Source organism: Pedobacter sp. KBW06, assembly GCF_003852525.1.
GTDB lineage: Bacteria > Bacteroidota > Bacteroidia > Sphingobacteriales > Sphingobacteriaceae > Pedobacter.
Genome location: NZ_QAJL01000001.1, coordinates 1,770,217 through 1,790,072, shown reverse-complemented (window position 1 = coordinate 1,790,072; position 19,856 = coordinate 1,770,217). Strand labels below are relative to the sequence as shown.

Genomic DNA, 19,856 nt, shown 5'->3' with positions numbered 1-19,856 from the left:
TAAGTGTTAAGTCTTTTATAAAAGTAGGAAATTTTACCTGAGCGGAAGGTTGTAAATTTGTAGTAGTTCAGGAGATATTTTAAACAGAATGATATGAAAGTTTTAGTAACCGGAAGTTCCGGACATCTTGGGGAAGCAATGGCGAGGAGATTAAAAGAATTGAACCATGAGGTAATTGGTTTAGACCTGACCAAATCTCCTTTTACCAGTCATGTTGGCTCGATCACCGACCGCTCTTTTGTGAAGGATTGCATGGAAGGGGTAGAGACTGTTTTTCATACCGCTACCTTACATAAACCACATGTGGCTACCCACGACCTGCAGCAATTTATTGACACCAATATCAGCGGAACTTTAAACCTGCTTCAGGAATCGCTGGCCGCAGGGGTAAAGCGTTTTATTTTTACCAGTACCACCAGCGTATTTGGGGAGGCCATGTCTGCTCCTGCAGGGAGTCCGGCCGTCTGGGTAACGGAAGCATTGGTCCCGGTCCCTAAAAACATCTATGGCATTACAAAACTGGCAGCAGAAGAGCTGTGTCAGTTGTTTTACAGAAAGTATGCTTTGCCTTGTATCGTGCTGCGGACATCCCGGTTTTTTCCGGAAGACGATGATGAAAAAGGAAAGAGAACTGCTTTTTCCGGGGAAAACCTCAAAACAAATGAATTTCTCTTTCGCCGGGTGGAACTGGAGGATGTGGTTCAGGCACAGCTTCTTGCAGCGGAAAAGGCACAGGATCTGGGCTTTGGTAAATACATCATCTCTGCCACTTCTCCGTTTTTACCGGAAGATTTAGCCGCGCTAAGAACGAATGCAAGGCAGGTGGTCAGCAAATATTTTCCTGATTTTCAGAAAGTATATGAAGGCCAAAACTGGGAAATGCTGGCCGAAATTGATCGGGTATATGTGAACGAAAAAGCGAGGGCAGCCTTGGGCTGGGAACCAAAATATGATTTCAGCCATCTTCTGGAGCTGCTGAAGCAGGGAAATGACTTGCAAAGTCCGCTGGCGAAGTTGGTCGGGTCAAAAGGATATCATGCGCAATCATTTTCTGAAGGGCCTTATCCGGTAGATTGATGAAAAAAACAATATATATGATATATTTGTGAACATGACTAAATTAAAACACCTTTTATTATTGGTTTGCATAGCCGGATGCTTTGCAGCCTGTTCGAAAGACAAAGCGGTTGAATGTTCTGGTGAAATACCAAAATTCCCACTGTCTGCGAGTGCAATGGCCCAGTTTCAGCTGGACACTACTGCAATTCGTAAATTTGTAGTTGACAACAACATTCCTAATGTGAAAAAGGATGAAAATGGTGTGTTTTATCAGATTTTAGCACCCGGTACCGGTACGTATCATTTTACCTTATGTTCAAACATTACCATCGATTACGAAGGTAAATTGTTGGACGGTACGATTTTCGACAGCACAAAAGGAGGGGTAAGAACCTTTCGGCTGGGTGACTTAATTCCGGGCTGGATGGTTGGTGTTCCTAAAATTCAAAAAGGAGGAAAAATCAGACTTTTGATTCCTTCTGTTTTTTGCTACGGAACAGCAGCAGTAGGGCCAGTTCCTGCGAATGCAAATCTTGATTTTACCATCAGCCTGACCAATGTAAACTAAAGAGACGCATCGAATCTTAATATAGCGGAACCTGCAATGAATTCAATTGTTGAATTTATTGCAGGTTTTTTTATAAATATCAGTTTTTCCGGGCCCTGAACCTGGAGGCCGGATTGCAGGAGGAGAGGCTTCGCCTTAGCGGGCAAGCTGAATGATGTCTTTTCCCTCGAGGATCTTTTTAGCCGATCCCTTTGTTACCGTATGGATCATGGCCAGTCCTATTTCTCTGAGAGTGCAAAAACCGTTTGGATACAGGCTGCGTCCTATCGGGTAAAGCCAGCCGATATATTTATAGTAAGGTTGTATGTACTTTAAGCCCTTTGTAGGTTTGATAAACCCCGGACGAAAGGCGAAAACCTTTCCGAAAGGAAGTTTCATCAGGTCATTTTCTGTTTTCCCTTTCACTCTGGCCCAGTTGGAGCGCCCCTTTTCTGTACTATCCGTTCCTGCACCTGAAATGTAGTTAAAAGTCATCTCCGGATTTAACCGGGACAGTGTTTCTGCAACATGCATCGTTAAAGTATAAGTAAGGCGGTAATAATCTTCCGCATTAATTCCTACAGAGGAGACACCAAGGCAGAAAAAGCAAGCATTGTAACCGCCCAGCTGATCCTCAATAGCTGATAAATCGAAGAAATCTGCATGAATGATTTCTTTTAATTTGGTATGCTGAACGCCACAGGCTTTCCTGTTGATGACCAACACGGCTTCGACTGCATCATTGATTAAACATTCGTGTAATACGCCTTCGCCTACCATTCCTGTGGTTCCTGTAATAATGGCTTTTACTGTCTTCATGTTGAGTAATGTTAGATTTGATGCGTGTTTTATTTATTGGCTAATTTAGCTGACCACGGGTTTTATGATAACCAGATAAATATGGAAAAAGTTTTCCGGATCCTTTGTATTACCGTATTAATACTGAGCGGAATAAAGCTGAGCCGGGCCGGACATCTCACAGGGACCTTATTGCAAAATTCAATCGCAATTGGAATGTTCGTCTGCTTTTTGTGAAAATTTATTCCTGAATGTTGTGAACTTTGTTTATTTTTATAAAAAGCGCCTTCCTTCCCGAAGGATCTGTTGAAAACAAATGGCGCATTTGAAGAAGATGTAATACTATGCTCGAAACTACGCCTCACACCTTAACAGAACATCAGCCGGAAAGCATACGGAGTCTGTATGACAGACATGCAGGCATGTTGCTGGGCTATATTTTTGAGGTTGTAAAAGACCGTAAACTAGCCGAAGAATACCTGGTTAAAGTTTTTTGTGACCTGTCCGTTCGCTTTAACGATGTTAACCGGACCGGAATCAGCGGCTGGCCTCAACTGCAGAAATTTGCAAGGCAAAAGCTCCTGTCTTTCCCGGGCAGCCCCGGATATACAAACCTGAATACCGGATTAAAAATATCTGATTCCCCAAATAGCGCACTGAGACAGTTAACTGAGGAGCAGAGACAGGTATTTTGCGATATTTATTATAAGGGAAGAACAATTGCAGACATTTCAAGAACGCTAAATAAAACAGAAGATTTAACCCGGAAGGCTTTAAAAGAGGCTTTCGCTATAATGAGAAAAGGTAGTGAAAATTAACGAATACATAGAAAGCGGAATATTGGAAGCGTATGTATTAGGCTCTGCTTCTGAAGCGGAAGCGAACGAGCTGCTGTACCTAAAAACGCAACATCCACAGATTGAAGACGCAATCTTTAAACTGGAGTCAGATCTGGAACGTATAGCAGAACATATGGCCATTGCGCCACCTCCAAATACCTGGGCTAAAATTGAAGGCGGAATCAATGAACTGGTTAAAACACCTCAGTTTGAATATTTGATAGGTGATGAACCTAAAGAAAACAGCCGGGGTTCCAAATCAGGGAAAAGTGCACAGTTCATAGAAGTAGAGGCCGAATCAGGACATATGCGCATCCGTAAAATATGGAGGTGGGTATTTCTTGCGGTTTTTGTGCTTGGAAAGATATTCCTTGCCTTTGCCATTTACTATTATCTGGAAAACCGTCATACCCAGGAAGAAATAGAAAAACTGAAAACAGAGCTGGAGAATAAAAGGACCAAATAAAAATGACTGACTTTAAACCAAAACGGATTGAGGTAGTTCCCTTTACAGAAAATTGGGCACAAACTTTCGAAGCCTTAGCCCGTTTGTTTAAAATGGATTTGGAAGATCTGATTATTGGTATTGAGCATGTTGGAAGTACTGCTGTTCCCGGACTTCCTGCAAAGCCGATAATTGACCTGGATCTGATCATTCAGGATAAAAGCAGGTTTGAAGAGATTAAAGCTATACTCGAAAAAAGAGGATACCTGTAGGTCGGTGAAATGGGGATTCCCGGAAGAGAAGCCTTCAAACGATCGTCTGAATACACCCCTTTGGATGCTGAAAATAGTGTCTGGCCGGCGCATCACCTGTATGTTTGTCTGCAGGATAGTATAGGTTTAAAAAATCATTTAATATTCCGGGATTATCTGAGGGCAAATCCGGAAAGCGCAGCAGCATATGGCCGGTTAAAGATTACGCTTGCTGAAATATATCCTTATGATATCGATCGTTATATAGATGGAAAAACCGATTTTATAATTGCTGTTCTCGAAAAGACAGGATTTAATAAAACCCATTTGAATGACATCTCCGGACAAAATAAAATAGAGCAACCGGATAATTAGCGCTGTTAATGCAGTAACCAGTCCTATCTGCATCATCTCTTTGGAACATAGTTTTGTGGTACTAAAAAACAAATTATGAACCTAATGATGAAAAAACCGGTACTTATGGTATGCTGCATGCTTTTGCTTGGCATCACTTCCTGTAAAAAAGAGGAGAACAAAACTCCCGAACAACCTGCGGCAAGCCCTTCAGAAATTTTAGCTTCGGTGACCTGGAAATCTACTACGGTTAAGGACCAGACAGGGAAAGATGTGACGGCTGCGAACGCCGGATATGTGGGCATTGCAAAGTACAATGTGAATGGTGATTTTGAAATTAAAGGATTTGACGGAGCCTTGAGAAGCTCAGGCCAATGGGCATTGACTGCCGATGGTAAAAAGAGAATGCTGATCGGTACGACCGCCGCAGGAGCTTCTTTTTCAAGAGTGGTAGATGTTCTGGTGCTCAATAAAAGTCTTTTTACCTACCGCATTACCAACCCTCAGGGGGAGCTGGTAGACGTGGAACATGTTCCAAACTAGAGACAGCAAAAACACCAGTCCACACAGATAAAAAAGAAGGGATTATTCCCTTCTTTTAAAATAATGCAATGATTTTATCGTAACTGAGTTCGTTGTAATTGTCTATGTATAAATCGCATTTGGGAAGTTCTTCAATGGTATGGGAACTCAGTACACCTACTACGCGCATTCCTGCATTTAAGGCAGCAGATATTCCGGAAAAAGAATCTTCAAAAACAAGGCATTGATCTGGCGAAAGACCAAGGTTGCGTGCAGAACTCAGGTAAACTTCCGGATCTGGCTTATGTTTTTTCACATCTTCACTGGCCAGAATTGAGCCTAATTTTTCGCGAAGGTCGATTTTGCTCAGGATCAGGTCCAGATTCGCAGAAGGAGCAGAAGTGGCGACCCCAAGTTTGACCTGATGCGCTTCCAGGTCCGAGATGAATTTAAGAAAACCGGAAATTGGCTCAACATGCGGCTCATAAATTTTTCGGAATAAACCTTCTTTTTCCCGTTCCATTTCCAGGAATTCTTCTCCCTGAACCGGGCGCTTAAAAAAGTGACTGAAAATATAACTGTTGCTTTTTCCGAACATGTGCTGAGCAAATTCAGCTTCAGTAGGGGCAAGATTCCTTATTGCGAAAAAATCACGAAAAGCAAGGGAGTGGAATGGATTGGTATGGACAATCACGCCATCCATGTCGAAAATCACAGCAATTTCTTTATTCATCCGGCAAAGTTAACAAAGTCGGTGGTTTGCGAATCATAAAACAGGGGAGTAAATATAAATGAGCCGCAGGCAAACAATAAGCCGGTAGGGACGTTTAAATTAATTGGTAATATTGATTAACCAATTGTAGAAAATGAGAATAACGTTCACCTTAATCCTAAGCCTGATGACTTCCTTCCTTTATGCACAAAATCAGGAAAACAGAACTGAAACCGATAGTTCCTTCGTGATTACCAGTAAGCCGGCGGCAGTGTATTCCGGGACTTATAAAGATGGGAAACCTTTCAATGGTTTTTTTAAAACAGTACTCTCCGGATTAAACCTTTACCTCGTGGATGAATATGAAAATGGCCAGGCCAGGTATCAGTATTCAAAATCCGGCCTGGAAGAAGGAATTGGTGGTGGTAAGAATTTCCTGGATACCAGGTCAGTTTATAAAGACGGGAAAATCGTGGAAGGGCCGGAATATTTTCAATTGGAAGGCGGATTAACCGTAAAAGACTGGAAACAGGGAAAAATGGAGCATTTTACAGTAGATCTTTTTGCGGTGAATTACTACAACCGGATTGTCCTGGAAAAAAAGGCAGATACGATTCTGATCCGCAATCTGGAAGATACGCTATCCAACATAAAAATCTATGATAAAGACCAACGCCTGACCTCTGAAATGTCGGCCTCGGGAAAACCATTGTTTTACAATCAGCAGATCGCCTTTGACTTGAACAAGCTTCCGGCAAACAGCAGGATTATGGGGATGAAAAAAGACGGTGTTACTTATTATAATGCAAGTAAAAACATAGAACTGACCGTAGAGCCCTTACATGTACATAAAATCAACACTAAGCTTTTTTTTAGTTTATTCCTGCCAAAAACAACCGATCTGAATCTGGTCTTTCAATATCTCGGGGATTTCTTTTCTAAAGAAGAGGCGCTCCTTGCGATTTATAAAAGCGGGGCCGTTAAAGAAACAGCGGAGGTCTTAACTTATTTGCAAACCGATGCCCAGGGAAAGGTCATTTCCGGAATTAACTGGACAGCAGGTTCCAGCCCTTATTATGAGATCTATAATAAAGGTAAGCTGAGCAAGAAAGAACCAAAGACTTTAGCTGCTTTTCAGCCCGTTTTTACAAAGTATATGCAGGATCAGCCCTAAGATCTTTAACCAGGACCTCCGGGAAGATGTGCTAATTGCTCCTTCAGAGAGAGGTATTCTGCTTTCAGATTCCGAAAAGCTTTGTCTTCTTCCTTCCGGGCCATATGAATGTCTCTTTGCTGGCTTAGATAATTGGGTTCAATCTTATCAAACCTGGTTTTTAAGATGATGTATCTTTCCTGAGCTGCTTGTTCTTCGACACTTTTTACGGTTCCATTTATGTTTCCCAGATAGATACTCTAAAGCTTATACTGTAAGGCTTTGAATAGGCTACAGGTCGGTTAAGGCCCTGGCAACCTCCACTGAAAATCGTTATACAATCAGGATAATTGAAAACAATATATCAATAGTTTCCTCAGCGATTGACATTTTATGCTAAGCGGGAAGGCCTCAGAAGAAAGCTCAAACCTGGTTTAAGGGCTGATTTTATCCTTATTTGGCGTTATTGATTTAAAGAAATAATTAATTATTATTAATTCCTATAGGATTAGTAGATTATTTGTATATTTGCTGCCGAAGATGCTTCTTTAATCTTCCGACTTATCCAGAAAGACTGAGGGAATGGCCCTGTGATGTCTTAGCAACCTCTACCTGTTGACCCGGTAAAAGGTGCTAATTCCAATTCGCAAACAGCGAATAAGATAAGCAGTTTCACAGCTATAAAGCTGCTGCTCATCAAGCCATACCTCATCAGGAAAAAGAAGGAAATGCAGGCGCATCTTAAACTTAAAATGTGAGCATATGAACCTACAATTACTTCCTGACAAAACCAATTGCGCTAAATCTTTTTACCTTCCTGTATCCGGAAAATACATGTGCAAGGCCATACCCATGTGTTGTTGCGGCATCTAGCCCTGCCAAATTCTAAATTTCTTACACTTATTTAAAAACCAATATGTTAAAAATATACAAAATTTTTATAGGGATTGCTTTGTCCTTTTTTTTCCTGCTGACGGCCCAGGCACAGTCTGTTAAAGTGACCGGTGTGGTGAGCGACAGTGCCGACGGACAGGCGATTCCCGGAGCTTCGGTAACGATCAAAGGAAAAGACAATGCTGCGGTTACAGATGCAAATGGCAGCTTCTCTCTCCAGGCAAACCTGAACGATGTGATTCGCATTAGTTATCTCGGATATGCCAATAAAGAAATCAGGATTACCGCAGGAACCGGTCATTTGAAGATTAGCCTCGAGCCATCTTTAAATGATTTGAATGAAGTAGTGGTAACCGCATTAGGGATCACCAAGGCCAAGAAATCGTTGGGTTATGCCACACAGGAGCTGAAATCCAAAGACATCTCTACGGCTAAAGAAACCAACCTCATCAATTCACTGGCAGGAAAGATTGCGGGTGTACAAACCACCAACAGTCAGGGAGACATGGGCTCTTCAAGGATCATCATCCGTGGAGAAACCTCTATTTCCAGTCAGAATCAACCCTTATTTGTGGTAGATGGTGTTCCGGTAGACAATTCTCAATTCCTTGGGAGTGGTGGTTCCAGGGATTTTGCCAATACGATATCCGACATCAATTCTGAAGATATAGAATCCATCAGCGTACTGAAAGGGCCGAATGCAGCCGCTTTATATGGCTCCAGGGCTGCCGCCGGGGTGATTCTGATTAAAACAAAAACAGGAAGAGGACAGCAGGGATTGGGCATTAGTATCAACTCGAACACCACGATCTCTAATTTGCTGACGCTTCCAAAGTATCAGAATGCTTTTGGCCAGGGTTCAAATGGTAAGTTTAGTTATGTAGATGGTAAAGGAGGAGGCCTGAATGATGGAGTAGATGAAAGCTGGGGTCCTGCACTGGATGGCCGTTTGATTCCTCAGTTCAATACCAATGGCAAACCGGAACCTTTTATTGCACATCCAAATAATGTAAGAGACTTTTTCGAAACGGGTTATGCCCTGAGCAACGGCGTTGCCATCGCCGGATCTGGAGAAAAACAAGATGTTCGTTTTTCTTATAACAACCTGACACAGGGCGGGATATTACCCAATTCTTCGCAAAATAAGAATTCTTTACTTCTGAATACCAGCTACCGTATTACGCCAAAGCTGACCCTGAATGCCAGTGTCAATTATGTCAAAAGCAGTGCTGCAAACCTGCCTGCATCAGGTGGTAAACGGGCTACCGGACCGATGCTTCAGTTTACCTGGTTCGGACGACAGGTTGATGTGAGCCAGCTTAAGCAATATAAGGACGGGAACGGAAATAACTTCAACTGGAACAACAGCTATTACAGCAATCCTTATTTCATTGCTTATGAAAATACAGTAAGTCAGAAACGCGACCGCATCATTGGAAGTGCAGAGTTGAACTATAAAATTACGGATGCATTGTCTGCAAATTTCAGAACGGGGAATGATTATTATACCGATCGCAGAAAAATAAAAATTGCCTACGGTACAAACGGAACTCCTTTCGGATCCTATCAGGAAGATGCCTACACCGTAAATGAAAACAATACAGAGGGCAGGTTAGAGTTTAATAAAAAACTAAACAACGATTTCTCCCTTAACATTTTGGCAGGTGTGAATGTAAGGACCAATACGCTGGAACAGAATGACCAGATGGCGACTAAATTAGCGGTAAATGGTTTATATACCTTAAACAATTCCAGGGATCCACTGGTATCGTCGAACTTTTACAGCAAACTAAGAACCTATAGTACCTTTGGTTCGGCACAGCTTGGTTATAGAGATTATGCCTTCCTGAATTTAACCTCGAGGAACGATTGGGACTCCAGTTTGCCAAGGCCAAACCTCTCTTATTTCTATCCTTCAGTAAATGGAAGTTTGATCCTTACCGAAGCCTTTGACCTGAAAAACGAAGTGCTGAGTTTTGCCAAAATCAGAGGAGGCTGGTCAAAAGTAGGTAAGGCGACAGAACCTTATCAGCTGGTAAATACCTATAGTTTTACCGCACCCTTTAATGGAAATCCACAGCAGGCAGCAAGTTTGGTGGAGTTAAATCCAAACCTGCTGCCCGAGATCACCAAATCTGCCGAGGCGGGGATTGAAGTTGGTTTGTTTGACAACCGCGTAAAGCTGGACCTGAGTGTTTACAATACCAATAGTATCAACCAGATTTTAAAAGTGAATGTAAGTTCTTCGACAGGTTACAATCAGAAATTAATCAATGGCGGAAGCATCAATAATAAAGGATTGGAAGTTCAACTGGGCTTAAGCCCGGTGAAATCGCAGGACTTTAGCTGGGACATCAACCTGAACTATGCGCTGAACCGCAGTAAGGTGACGGAATTGGATAAAGAAGGACTGATCAGCAGTTATACGATCGGGAGCAACAGAACGGTTGATGTGTTGGCAACAATTGGAAAGCCTTATGGTACCTTTTTCGGAACTGCTTATCAGCGAAATGCTGCCGGTCAGATTCTCATCAGCGCGGGAGGGACACCAGTGATCAATCCGGCAAAACAATACCTGGGGAAGTTTACACCCAACTGGCTTGGTGGAATCAGCAACAGCTTTACTTATAAAAATATCAACCTGAACTTCCTGGTGGATGCCAGAATCGGTGGTAAAGTATACTCGAATTCAAACCGTACCGGAACCTATACCGGTGTTCTTGCAAGTACTTTGAAGGGAAGAAATACAGAAAACGGTGGCCTGAGCTATTATTTCCCGGGCAATGTGAATTCCGGAACAGCGGTTGGCCTTTCAAATGGCGCACAGGCTCCGGGAGGAGAAGTGGTATATACTGATGGGATGGTCTTTGACGGAGTATTGGCCGATGGGACAAAAAATAGCCGGATTGTTCCTGCTCAGCAATATTATAAAGGCATTACCAATGTGGATGAGCAGTTTATCTATGATGCTTCTTATATCAAACTGAGAGAGGTGAAACTTAGCTATAGCTTGCCGGGACAATGGACTAAAAAAATAGGCTTTCAGAATGCAGTCTTTTCACTGGTAGGACGAAACCTGTGGATCATTCATAAAAATGTGCCAAATATCGATCCGGAAACTGCATTTAATACCGGAAATGCACAAGGACTGGAAGACCTGAGCCTTCCAACAGCGAGATCATTCGGTTTCAACCTTAACCTTAAATTCTAAACATCATGAAATTCAACTATATTCCAATTCTATTTTCGACCCTCCTTGTCCTATCTTTCAGCTCCTGCAAGGACCAGCTGGCAGACCTGAATAAGAATCCAAATTCTGCTGAAATACCACAACCGGATTACCTGCTCACCGGAGCGATTAAAAGTACGGCTGATACGTATTGGGGCGTAACCAATAACATGAATTCCAGTTTGTTGTTTATTCAACACTGGTCTAAAATCCAGTATACAGATCCGGACAGGTATATCTTTACCAATAATGACCTTCAGGAATTATGGGTATCGGGTTATACCAAAGGAGTAACCAATCTGAATAAGCTGCTGAGCCTGGCCGATGAGCAGGGAAATACCAATTACAAAGGAGTTGCCAAGGTATTGAGATCATGGGTGTTTTTATTGCTGACGGATGCTTACGGCGATATTCCTTATTCGCAATCTGTACAGATTAATGCCTATGTGAATCCCGTTTATGATACACAGAAAGATGTGTATTACGGATTGCTTGCCGATTTGAAATCTGCACAGACGGATTTGAATGTTGCAGGAAAGCCAATCCTGGGAGACATCATTTACAACGGTAAAATTGAGCTTTGGAAAAAGTTTGCCAATGCACTGCGTTTGCGCATCGCTCTGCGTATCGCCGATAAGGAACCGGAAAAATCAAAGTCCGTACTGGCAGAGCTGACGGCTGAAGGAGGGGGCCTGATTACGTCCAATCTGGAAAATGCACAACTCAGCTATTCCACCTCTCCCAATCAAAATCCGGTAAGCAATTTATTTGATACGCGTGATGATTACAGAATGAGTAAAACTATTGTCGATAAGTTGAGGTCATTGAATGATCCAAGGCTTCCGGTCTTTGCGAGCCCGACAAAAGATGTAACGACAGAAACCTATATCGGCATTCCAAATGGTTTGCTTACAGGTGATGCCAGTAATTATGGGCTGAGTAAAACTTCCAAACCCGGGACTTATTTCCTGGCCCCAACCGCTCCGGCAGTGATCATCAGTTATGCGGAAGTATTGTTCGACCGGGCAGAGGTAGCTGCAAGAGGCTGGAGTAGTGAGGATGCCGCAGTATTGTACAAGCAAGCAATAGAAGCGTCGCTGTTACAATATGGAATTGGAACGGCCGCCATTGCAAGCTATACTCAATCTGCCGCTGTGCAGTATGAGCCTGCTAATTTCAGGAAATCTATCGGCAATCAAAAGTGGATCGCTTTATTCGGACAGGGATTAGAAGCCTTTGCCGAATGGCGCAGGCTGGATTATCCGGAGCTTGTTCCTGCAGTAGCAGGTGTGCTGGGTGGAAAGCTGCCGCTCAGGTTTATCTATCCGGGGCAGGAGCAATCCCTGAATGGAAAAAATTACCAGCAGGCAGTGGCCAGACAAGGTGCAGATTTACTCACGACCCGCCTTTGGTTCGATATTAAATAAACCGATCGGGGGATCTTTTCAATACCGGAGCGGCCGTATCATTTGTGATGATACGGCCGCTCTTTTTTATCTTGGAAATTTGCATGTAATGCTTTAATATCAGTACTTTTTGCCTTGTCAAATGTGCCAACTTTGTAACGTCATTAAAAGAAAGAATTATGAAAATATTAAAAGATAAAGTCGTTTTAATCACCGGGGCTTCCAGAGGTATAGGCGCAGCAATTGCGCATAAACTGGCCGGAGCAGGAGCGAAAATTATTGTCAACTATGCAGGAAGCAGGGCTGCAGCAGAGCAAACGGTAAATGAACTGAAACAGAGCGGTGCTGATGCGATTGCCCTACAGGCAGATGTCAGCAAAACGGCTGAGGTAAAAAGATTGTTTGATGAGGCGATTGCTCATTACGGAAAGATCGATGTACTGGTAAATAATGCCGGAATCATGATCACCAAACTGTTAAAAGATACGACTGATGAAGATTTCAGCAGACAATTTGATATCAATGTGAAAGGGACCTTTAATACCATGCGTGAAGCTGCGGACAGACTGGCCGACAATGGCAGCATCATCAATTTCTCTACTTCTGTAAACCGCATCATGCTTCCCGGATACAGTACCTATGTAGCAACGAAAGCTGCAGTAGAACAGCTTAGCCGGGTATTCTCCAAAGAAGTAGGAGCAAGGGGAATCAATGTCAACTCTGTTTCTCCGGGGCCAACAAATACCGAATTGTTTACCAATGGCAAACCTCAGGAAGTGATCGACCGTTTGGCCGCCTTGTCTGCTTTTAACAGAATTGCCGAGCCTGAAGATATCGCCAAAGTGGTGCTGTTTCTGGCCAGTGATGAAGCCAGCTGGATCACCGCACAGAATATCGGGGCGAATGGCGGTATGGCTTAACGAAAAACAACGATTTGCTAACTATCATAAAGGGGAATACAAAGTATTCCCCTAAGGATTAATAACTAAACCGGGTGTTCATTTTGGCGTTGGACCTGATTCAATCTTGTCATTTAAACCTGATCAAAGTTAATTAATTCATTTTTGTAAATGATCATGACTGAATTCCTCATGATTTCTTAATTAATTCTACTTATTTAGTAGAATTAATTTGTATTGTTGGATTCAAATTCTATATTTGTATTAACAATATAACTCACACAGTATAACGATGTTAAGTTCAAACCTACATCCCGATTTAAAGTTCATTATTGCAAATGAATATTTGATGTCCTCCCTTTCTAAGGCAGGATGCTGTTGTTGCTGTTAATCTGCTGTATCCTTTCGACAGCCAAATAAGCACGTAATTTTTAGTAAAAGAGCAGGAGTTCAAAAAACACCATGAAATCTCATGTTGAAGGCTATTGCCATGGCTTACTGTTTCCTGTCACACCATAAAATCAATATATGACCATTTCAGACGTACAACTGATCGGAAAGAAGATTGCAGTGGGAATCGTAGTAGCTACCGTTCCGCTGGTCATTCTTTTAGGAGGCCTTTGGCTGATCCAGAAAATCTTAACGGATCCACCTTCTTCCCCAACCCGCACCCTAAACCTTAAATAAGATCGGGGATATCCTCCTGATCGTATCCATTAAAACCACAAAAAAACATGCTTATGAAAATTGAAGAATCAGTAAAGAAAAGAATCATCAGGAACATCTTCCTGAGCCTGTTTATCTATGCACTGCCCATACTGCTGATGTTTTTTACCTTTTATTTTACCGGGCAGCGACCCTGGTTAAAGAAAACCACCAAAATCGGCCAAGTGATTAAACCCTAAACAATCCACCAAATAAACTACCCAAAAAACCAATAACATGATTAAAATTATCCAACAAATTATCGATAACCTGAATGGCTATGGACTCAGTGTACTGGTCCTCATTTTAGGGGTCCTGGAATTCTCTTTCGGCTTGTATAAAAAGCGCTGGAACAAAAATGAAAAATTTGTAGACATTGCCTGCTTTGTTTTACCAAAACTGGTCATCAGACCGGCCATCGCTTTCTTCGGGCTGAAATTTTTACCCGCAGTGATTCCTGCACTAAGGAACGAGTTCGACTGGGTTTCTTTCGGTTGGGGATTGCTCATTATCGCCATTGCCGACGACCTGACCCAATATTGGTACCACCGTCTGCACCATGAAATTCCCTGGTTATGGCGCTTTCACCGGACCCACCACTCCGCTTCCTATATGGGGATGGCAATGGCCAGTCGCCAGAACGCATTGTATACCCTGTTCTTTTCTCAAACTTACGTGACGACGATTCTCGTTTATCTAGGACTGGGCGCACCAAGAATTATCGTTGGAGCGATAAAAAGTACCATTACCACACTGGCGCATTCCAGCATTCCATGGGACAAACCTTTTTATAAATATAAAGTGCTGCATCCGATTGCCTGGGTTCTGGAGCGTTTGATTTCTACCCCTGCAACGCATCATGCACACCATGCAGCAACCACAGATGATGGCGTAGGTTATTATAAGGGCAACTTCGGAAACATGTTTTTTCTCTGGGATGTTATTTTTGGAACAGCACATATCTCCAGGCAGTATCCTTCTGCTTATGGAATTTCTCATTATGAAGGAGATCCATGGTATGCACAATTGTTATGGCCGATCTTTAAATCCAACGTGGCGGGAAGTGAGCTGGCAGCAGATGGACCTATTGTTAAGCAGGACATTCCAATTGAAGAAAGAGATTTGTTAACGATCAGAGCAGTTCATCAAAACAATGGAGAACGGGAACTGGCCTTAAAAGAAGTATCGGCCGCGGCGGGATAAAGAAAAAGACTCCGCATCCCTAACGATTAATAATATAAAGAACAGGAAATCAATTGGCGTTGGACCTGTTCAGATCAAGTCATTTTAAACCTTACAAATATGCAATACCTTGCTAAGGAGAGGGAGCGTTATGCCCTGTCTTTAACCCGTCCGGGAGTCTGGACAACTACCACTTCGTTTACGGAAAAGTCAAAATATATTTTCTCTGTTGCGCTGATCATCTTTTGCCTGCAGTTGCTTTTCTTGTTTCCTCTTGTGCTAAAAGCGCAGGAGAATCAGCCGATTATTAATTCTACGCTGGTAGGACAGGTGCTCGATGCAAAAACCAAAGAGGTGCTTCCGGGCGTGCTGATACAGATTAAAGGAACAACACATAAGGTCGCCACAGACGACAAGGGCCGTTTCAACTTTAAAACGGGACAGAAGTTCCCATATACCTTAATCATTAGCTATATCGGTTATGAAAGGATCGAACTGAATGTCACCGGAAGCCCGGTCGAGGTCTTGCTAAAAGAAATCAGCAATAACCTGAATGATGTAGTTGTGGTTGGTTATGGAACACAACGCAGAAAAGATGTGACCGGATCTGTCTCTTCCCTGAAACTGGAAGAAGTAAGAGGACAGCCGGTGAGCTCTCCGGAGCGTTTGCTGCAAGGGTCCATTCCCGGAGTTCAGGTTACGCAATCTACCGGACAGCCCGGAGGAGGGGTAAGTGTGCAGGTCCGTGGTTCTGCCTCGCTTACTGCAGGTTCGCAGCCGCTCTATGTGATCGATGGTTTTCCTTTTTATAACGATGAAAAACTGGCAGATGCCGGAGTGAGCAATGGGCCTAAAATTAACCTGCTCTCTGCGATAAATCCCGGAGATATTGAGTCGATTGATGTGTTGAAAGATGCTTCCTCTACAGCTATATATGGTTCCAGAGGGGCCAACGGGGTCATCATCATCAATACAAAAAAGGGGACTGCAGGGAAATCATCTATTAATTTCGACAGCTATTATGGCTCGCAGAAAGTAGTAAAAACTCTTCCATTACTCAACGCCGCTGAATGGGGAGCGCTAAGAAATGATGCGCTGATCAATGCGGGAAAAGCACCTTATTATACCCAGGCACAGATTGATGCCCTGGGGACGGGTACGGACTGGCAGGCTGCTGCTTTTCGTACTGCCCCGGTTCAGAGTCATAATATCTCCGTGTTAACCGGTTCTGAAAAAACAAAGTTTGCCCTTTCCGGAAATTATTTTAAACAGGAAGGGGTCTTGCAAAATACAGATTTTAGTCGCTATTCAGGTCGGCTAAATGTAGAGCATCAGTACAACGAACGCCTGAAAATCGTTTCCTACATTGCCGGGAGCAGTTCCAAAGCACAGATTGCTCCTCAGGCAGTGGTGCCTAATTTATTGCTGATGTCTCCTGCAGTTCCCCTCTATAATCCTGATGGCTCTTTTTTCCTGAAGAGTCCTTTTGAAGGGGCTTATGGAAATCCGATCAATACTTTATACAACCAGTTGAATGAAACCAGGACCAATCTGGTCCTGGGAAATGCTTCTGCAGACTACCGCATCATCGAAGGTTTACAAGCCAAAGTTTCTGCGGGTATTTTGATCGTGGACAATAAGCAAAACAGGTACCTGCCTTCTACCGTATATGAAGGTACAGGTGTTTCAGGGCTTGGACAGGTAGGAAGTTTGTTTACCACCCGATGGCTCAATGAAAATACGCTGAGCTATACGAAGAAGATCAATGAAATCCATAACCTTAATGCATTAATTGGTTTCACACAGGAAGCTGCGGTAACCAAAGGGGCGATTGCTGCGGCGGCGGGCTTTGCTTCGGATGGAACGAGCTTTAATGACCTTTCTTCGGGGATTACCTCTCAGACACCTTCTTCATCGTCCTATGCTACCGCACTGAATTCCTTTCTGGCGAGGGTAAATTATGGCTACGGGAATAAATATCTCCTCACCCTGACCCTTCGGGCGGATGGCTCTTCCCGTTTTTCCGATGGCCACCAATGGGGAACCTTTCCTTCGGCTGCCATTGCCTGGAATGTAAGTGAAGAAAGTTTTCTGAAAGACCAGCAGGCCATTTCGAATCTAAAGCTCCGCTTTAGTGCCGGACTGACCGGAAATCAGGAAATCCCCGCTTATCAATCTTTTGCAAGAGAAACTTTTTACCGTTATAATTTCAATGGCAATAATGTCTCTGGCTTTGCGCCGGGTACGAATGCCAATCCTAACCTTACCTGGGAAAAGACCGCACAGTATAATCTGGGGATCGATCTGTCTTTGTTTAACAGCCGTATTAACCTGGTGTCAGATGTCTATTATAAGAAAACAAGGGATCTGCTGTACAACATTACCGTACCCGCAACAAGTGGATTACTGGATTTTTCTACCCTTCAAAGTCAGATTTATCAAAATATCGGAGCAGTAGAGAATAAAGGTTTTGAACTGGGCCTCAATACTAAAAACCTTGTCGGGGATTTCAAGTGGGGAACCAATGTGATTTTTGCCATCAACAGGAATAAAGTGCTGAGCCTGGATAAGGTAAACCAGATCATTCCGGACAGCTCCTTACCTTCTATTGCTGCAGTGGGATATCCAATCGGTTCTTTTATTGTCTATAAAACAAACGGATTGATTCCCGCAGGAACTCCTCCGGGAAAGGCTTTAACCCCTTCTTCGAATAAAGCTGCGGGCGGACAACAATATGTAGATAAAAACGGCGATGGGGTCATTACCCAGGCCGGCGACAGGTTCATCATCTCCAACCAGCCTTTATTTACCGGCGGGCTGACAAATAATTTCAGCTTTCGGGGATTTGACCTGTCTGTATTTTTTCAAACCTCTTACGGAAATAAGCTTTACAACCAGAACAGGGGTACTTTAGAGCTGGGGACCGGTTATACCAATGCGCCCCGTAGCCTGCTGAACCGCTATTCTGCATCAAATACCAATACAGATGTACACAGTGCCTATACCGATCCGGCGGTAACCATTGCAGACCGCTTTATTGAAAATGCTTCTTATCTGCGTTTAAAAAACCTTTCCCTGGGCTATACTTTACCTCAAAAGGTCTTAAATAAAGCAAGATTGAGAAACCTGCGGGTGTACATTTCTGCACAGAACCTCTGGACCTGGACCAATTATACAGGTTACGATCCTGAAGCGAACTTTAACGGACAGTCGGCGATCAATTCGGGTGTAGACAACGGAGTTTATCCCAATAGCAAGACCATCATGGCTGGTGCGTCCCTTTCCTTTTAATCCTATATAAAATACGAAAATGAATATCCTCAAATATTTTTCATTACTGATTGCCCTCGCAGTGCTGAGTTCCTGCGCTAAATTAAAAGAAGATCCCGGCGCTTTTATTACTGCAGCAGAATACTATAAGACAAAAGCAGATGCCGTAAATGCGGTTAATGCTGCCTATTTTCTTTTAAACTCAGGAGGACCTTCGGTTCAGACACCGTACAATACTTTGTTTGCTACGGGCATGGACTTCATGTCTGACGACATCGATCCGGGACCCGGAGCGACCAATGCGGATGTGCGTTCACAGGCTGTGCTCAATCATTCTTCCACAGGGCTCAGGGTACTGCAGTTATGGCAGCAACATTATGCAGGAATAAAAAAGGCAAATGTTGCCATAGATAAAGTTCCGGAAATTGAAGATGCCGCATTGACCGATGCCCTTAAGAAAAGACTGATCGGGGAGGCTAAACTCCTCAGGGCCCTGTATTATTTCAACCTGGTTCGTTTGTTCGGAGGGGTACCGCTGATCCTGCACGATCAGCCGGGAGTGACCATCTCGGATTTCCAGATCGCCCGGAATACGGTGGCTGAGGTATATGTACAGATTGAAAAGGATTTTACAGAGGCGGCATTGGCATTACCGGATAGCTATACCGGGGTGGACATTGGAAGGGCAACGGCGGGCGCGGCGAAGTCATTGTTGTCTAAGGTATACCTGACACAGGGAAAATGGACTGAAGCAGTGGCAAAAGCAGAAGAGGTAACGGGAGCTTTTCCTTATGCATCCGGATCCAGTCCGTATCGGTATGATTTGTTTGCAGACTATGCACAGGTTTTTCTTCCTGCTTATAAAAACGGGAAAGAACATATCTTTTCTGCACAGTTTAAATCCAATTCCCTGAGCCAGGGAAACAATCAGGCACCAAGAGGTGCGCGCTCAGGTGTTCCGGGAATGGTCGGTTCTTATACGGATCAGGTTCGGTTTTATACCCAGGGAACGGATAAGTTTTTCAGCATCTATAAGCTCTATGAAGCCAATGATAAGAGAAAGAAGAACGGTAGTTTTGTGACCCGCTTTCTGGGCACTGATGGCAAGTGGTATGGGGACTTAAACGATAAATCTATTCCCGGAGATTCCATCCCTTATCTCAATAAATATTGGGACCCGAATCAATCTTCGAACCTCAGTGAATCTGCTGCCAATGTACCTGTGATCAGATATTCGGAAGTATTGCTCAATCTTGCAGAGGCCGAAAATGAAGCTAACGGGCCTACTGCAAAAGCGTATGCAGCTTATAACCGGGTGCGGGAAAGGGCAGGTTTAACGCTACTGGCTGGCTTAAACAAAGCGCAATTCAGGGAAGCGCTCTACCTCGACCGTCGTCTGGAGCTGGTCTGGGAAAATCAACGCTGGTTTGACCTGATCAGGGAGAAAGATGCGTCAGGAAAAATTATCCTGGAAGATGCATTAAGGAAAGTAGGAAAGGTCAATGTTTCTGTTCCCAAACATCTGCTCTTTCCAATTCCTCAACAGGAAATCGATTTGAATACCAAACTCATCCAGAATCCTGGATGGTAA

The 19,856-nt window shown here is 43.4% G+C and carries 16 protein-coding genes, 1 pseudogene and 1 riboswitch; of the genes and pseudogenes, 15 read left to right on the top strand and 2 right to left on the bottom strand.

Annotation, left to right across the window (positions count from 1 at the left end):
- Positions 1-93 precede the first annotated feature (93 nt).
- Positions 94-1,077, top strand: coding sequence for an NAD-dependent epimerase/dehydratase family protein (locus DBR43_RS07125; protein ID WP_124579237.1), 984 nt, complete (start codon positions 94-96; stop codon positions 1,075-1,077).
- Between the two features lie 34 nt (positions 1,078-1,111).
- Positions 1,112-1,627 (top strand): FKBP-type peptidyl-prolyl cis-trans isomerase, encoded by a 516-nt coding sequence (locus DBR43_RS07120; RefSeq protein ID WP_124579235.1) that lies wholly within the window; start codon positions 1,112-1,114, stop codon positions 1,625-1,627.
- 135 nt (positions 1,628-1,762) lie between these two features.
- On the opposite strand, the gene DBR43_RS07115 is transcribed toward DBR43_RS07120, so the two are convergent.
- The gene (locus tag DBR43_RS07115; RefSeq protein ID WP_124579233.1) at positions 1,763-2,425 is read right to left on the bottom strand and encodes an NAD-dependent epimerase/dehydratase family protein; all 663 of its coding nucleotides are present in this window, start codon (positions 2,423-2,425) and stop codon (positions 1,763-1,765) included.
- 323 nt (positions 2,426-2,748) lie between these two features.
- Here DBR43_RS07115 and DBR43_RS07110 point away from each other — a divergent pair, with 323 nt between their 5' ends.
- The 4 genes and pseudogenes from DBR43_RS07110 (at position 2,749) to DBR43_RS07090 (ending at position 4,836) form a co-directional block, all read left to right on the top strand.
- Entirely contained in the window at positions 2,749-3,222 is a 474-nt protein-coding gene (locus tag DBR43_RS07110) for an RNA polymerase sigma factor (RefSeq protein WP_124579231.1), read from the top strand.
- Positions 3,212-3,709: a hypothetical protein gene (locus DBR43_RS07105; protein ID WP_124579229.1), complete on the top strand. Its 498-nt coding sequence runs from the start codon at positions 3,212-3,214 to the stop codon at positions 3,707-3,709. The genes DBR43_RS07110 and DBR43_RS07105 overlap by 11 nt, the downstream gene beginning before the upstream one ends.
- A 2-nt stretch (positions 3,710-3,711) precedes the next feature.
- A pseudogene (locus DBR43_RS33270) lies at positions 3,712-4,314 on the top strand (GrpB family protein).
- Between the two features lie 75 nt (positions 4,315-4,389).
- Entirely contained in the window at positions 4,390-4,836 is a 447-nt protein-coding gene (locus DBR43_RS07090; protein WP_124579223.1) for a DUF4822 domain-containing protein, read from the top strand.
- 55 nt (positions 4,837-4,891) lie between these two features.
- Here DBR43_RS07090 and DBR43_RS07085 read toward each other — a convergent pair whose 3' ends face one another.
- Positions 4,892-5,548 (bottom strand): HAD family hydrolase, encoded by a 657-nt coding sequence (locus DBR43_RS07085; RefSeq protein WP_124579221.1) that lies wholly within the window; start codon positions 5,546-5,548, stop codon positions 4,892-4,894.
- A gap of 133 nt (positions 5,549-5,681) precedes the next feature.
- On the opposite strand from DBR43_RS07085, the gene DBR43_RS07080 reads away from it, so the two are divergent.
- From DBR43_RS07080 to DBR43_RS07050, 9 genes are all read left to right on the top strand, one after another.
- A complete protein-coding gene (locus DBR43_RS07080) occupies positions 5,682-6,701 on the top strand; it encodes a hypothetical protein (protein ID WP_124579219.1) in 1,020 nt (339 codons plus the stop codon).
- A 537-nt stretch (positions 6,702-7,238) separates the two neighbouring features.
- A riboswitch (SAM riboswitch) is annotated at positions 7,239-7,349 on the top strand.
- A gap of 247 nt (positions 7,350-7,596) precedes the next feature.
- Positions 7,597-10,785, top strand: coding sequence for a SusC/RagA family TonB-linked outer membrane protein (locus DBR43_RS07075; protein WP_124579217.1), 3,189 nt, complete (start codon positions 7,597-7,599; stop codon positions 10,783-10,785).
- 5 nt (positions 10,786-10,790) lie between these two features.
- Positions 10,791-12,230 carry a SusD/RagB family nutrient-binding outer membrane lipoprotein gene (locus DBR43_RS07070; protein ID WP_124579215.1) on the top strand — a complete coding sequence of 480 codons (1,440 nt, stop codon included), beginning with the start codon at positions 10,791-10,793 and terminating at the stop codon, positions 12,228-12,230.
- A gap of 158 nt (positions 12,231-12,388) precedes the next feature.
- Positions 12,389-13,129 (top strand): SDR family oxidoreductase, encoded by a 741-nt coding sequence (locus tag DBR43_RS07065; RefSeq protein WP_124579213.1) that lies wholly within the window; start codon positions 12,389-12,391, stop codon positions 13,127-13,129.
- Positions 13,130-13,636: 507 nt separating this feature from the next.
- Positions 13,637-13,795, top strand: coding sequence for a hypothetical protein (locus tag DBR43_RS33170; protein WP_199756972.1), 159 nt, complete (start codon positions 13,637-13,639; stop codon positions 13,793-13,795).
- 53 nt (positions 13,796-13,848) lie between these two features.
- Positions 13,849-14,013 carry a hypothetical protein gene (locus DBR43_RS33165; RefSeq protein ID WP_199756971.1) on the top strand — a complete coding sequence of 55 codons (165 nt, stop codon included), beginning with the start codon at positions 13,849-13,851 and terminating at the stop codon, positions 14,011-14,013.
- A gap of 37 nt (positions 14,014-14,050) precedes the next feature.
- Complete coding sequence (locus DBR43_RS07060) at positions 14,051-15,016, top strand: sterol desaturase family protein (protein WP_124579211.1); 966 nt, start codon at positions 14,051-14,053, stop codon at positions 15,014-15,016.
- Between the two features lie 99 nt (positions 15,017-15,115).
- Positions 15,116-18,286 carry a SusC/RagA family TonB-linked outer membrane protein gene (locus tag DBR43_RS07055; RefSeq protein ID WP_124579209.1) on the top strand — a complete coding sequence of 1,057 codons (3,171 nt, stop codon included), beginning with the start codon at positions 15,116-15,118 and terminating at the stop codon, positions 18,284-18,286.
- 19 nt (positions 18,287-18,305) lie between these two features.
- Entirely contained in the window at positions 18,306-19,856 is a 1,551-nt protein-coding gene (locus DBR43_RS07050; RefSeq protein WP_124579207.1) for a RagB/SusD family nutrient uptake outer membrane protein, read from the top strand.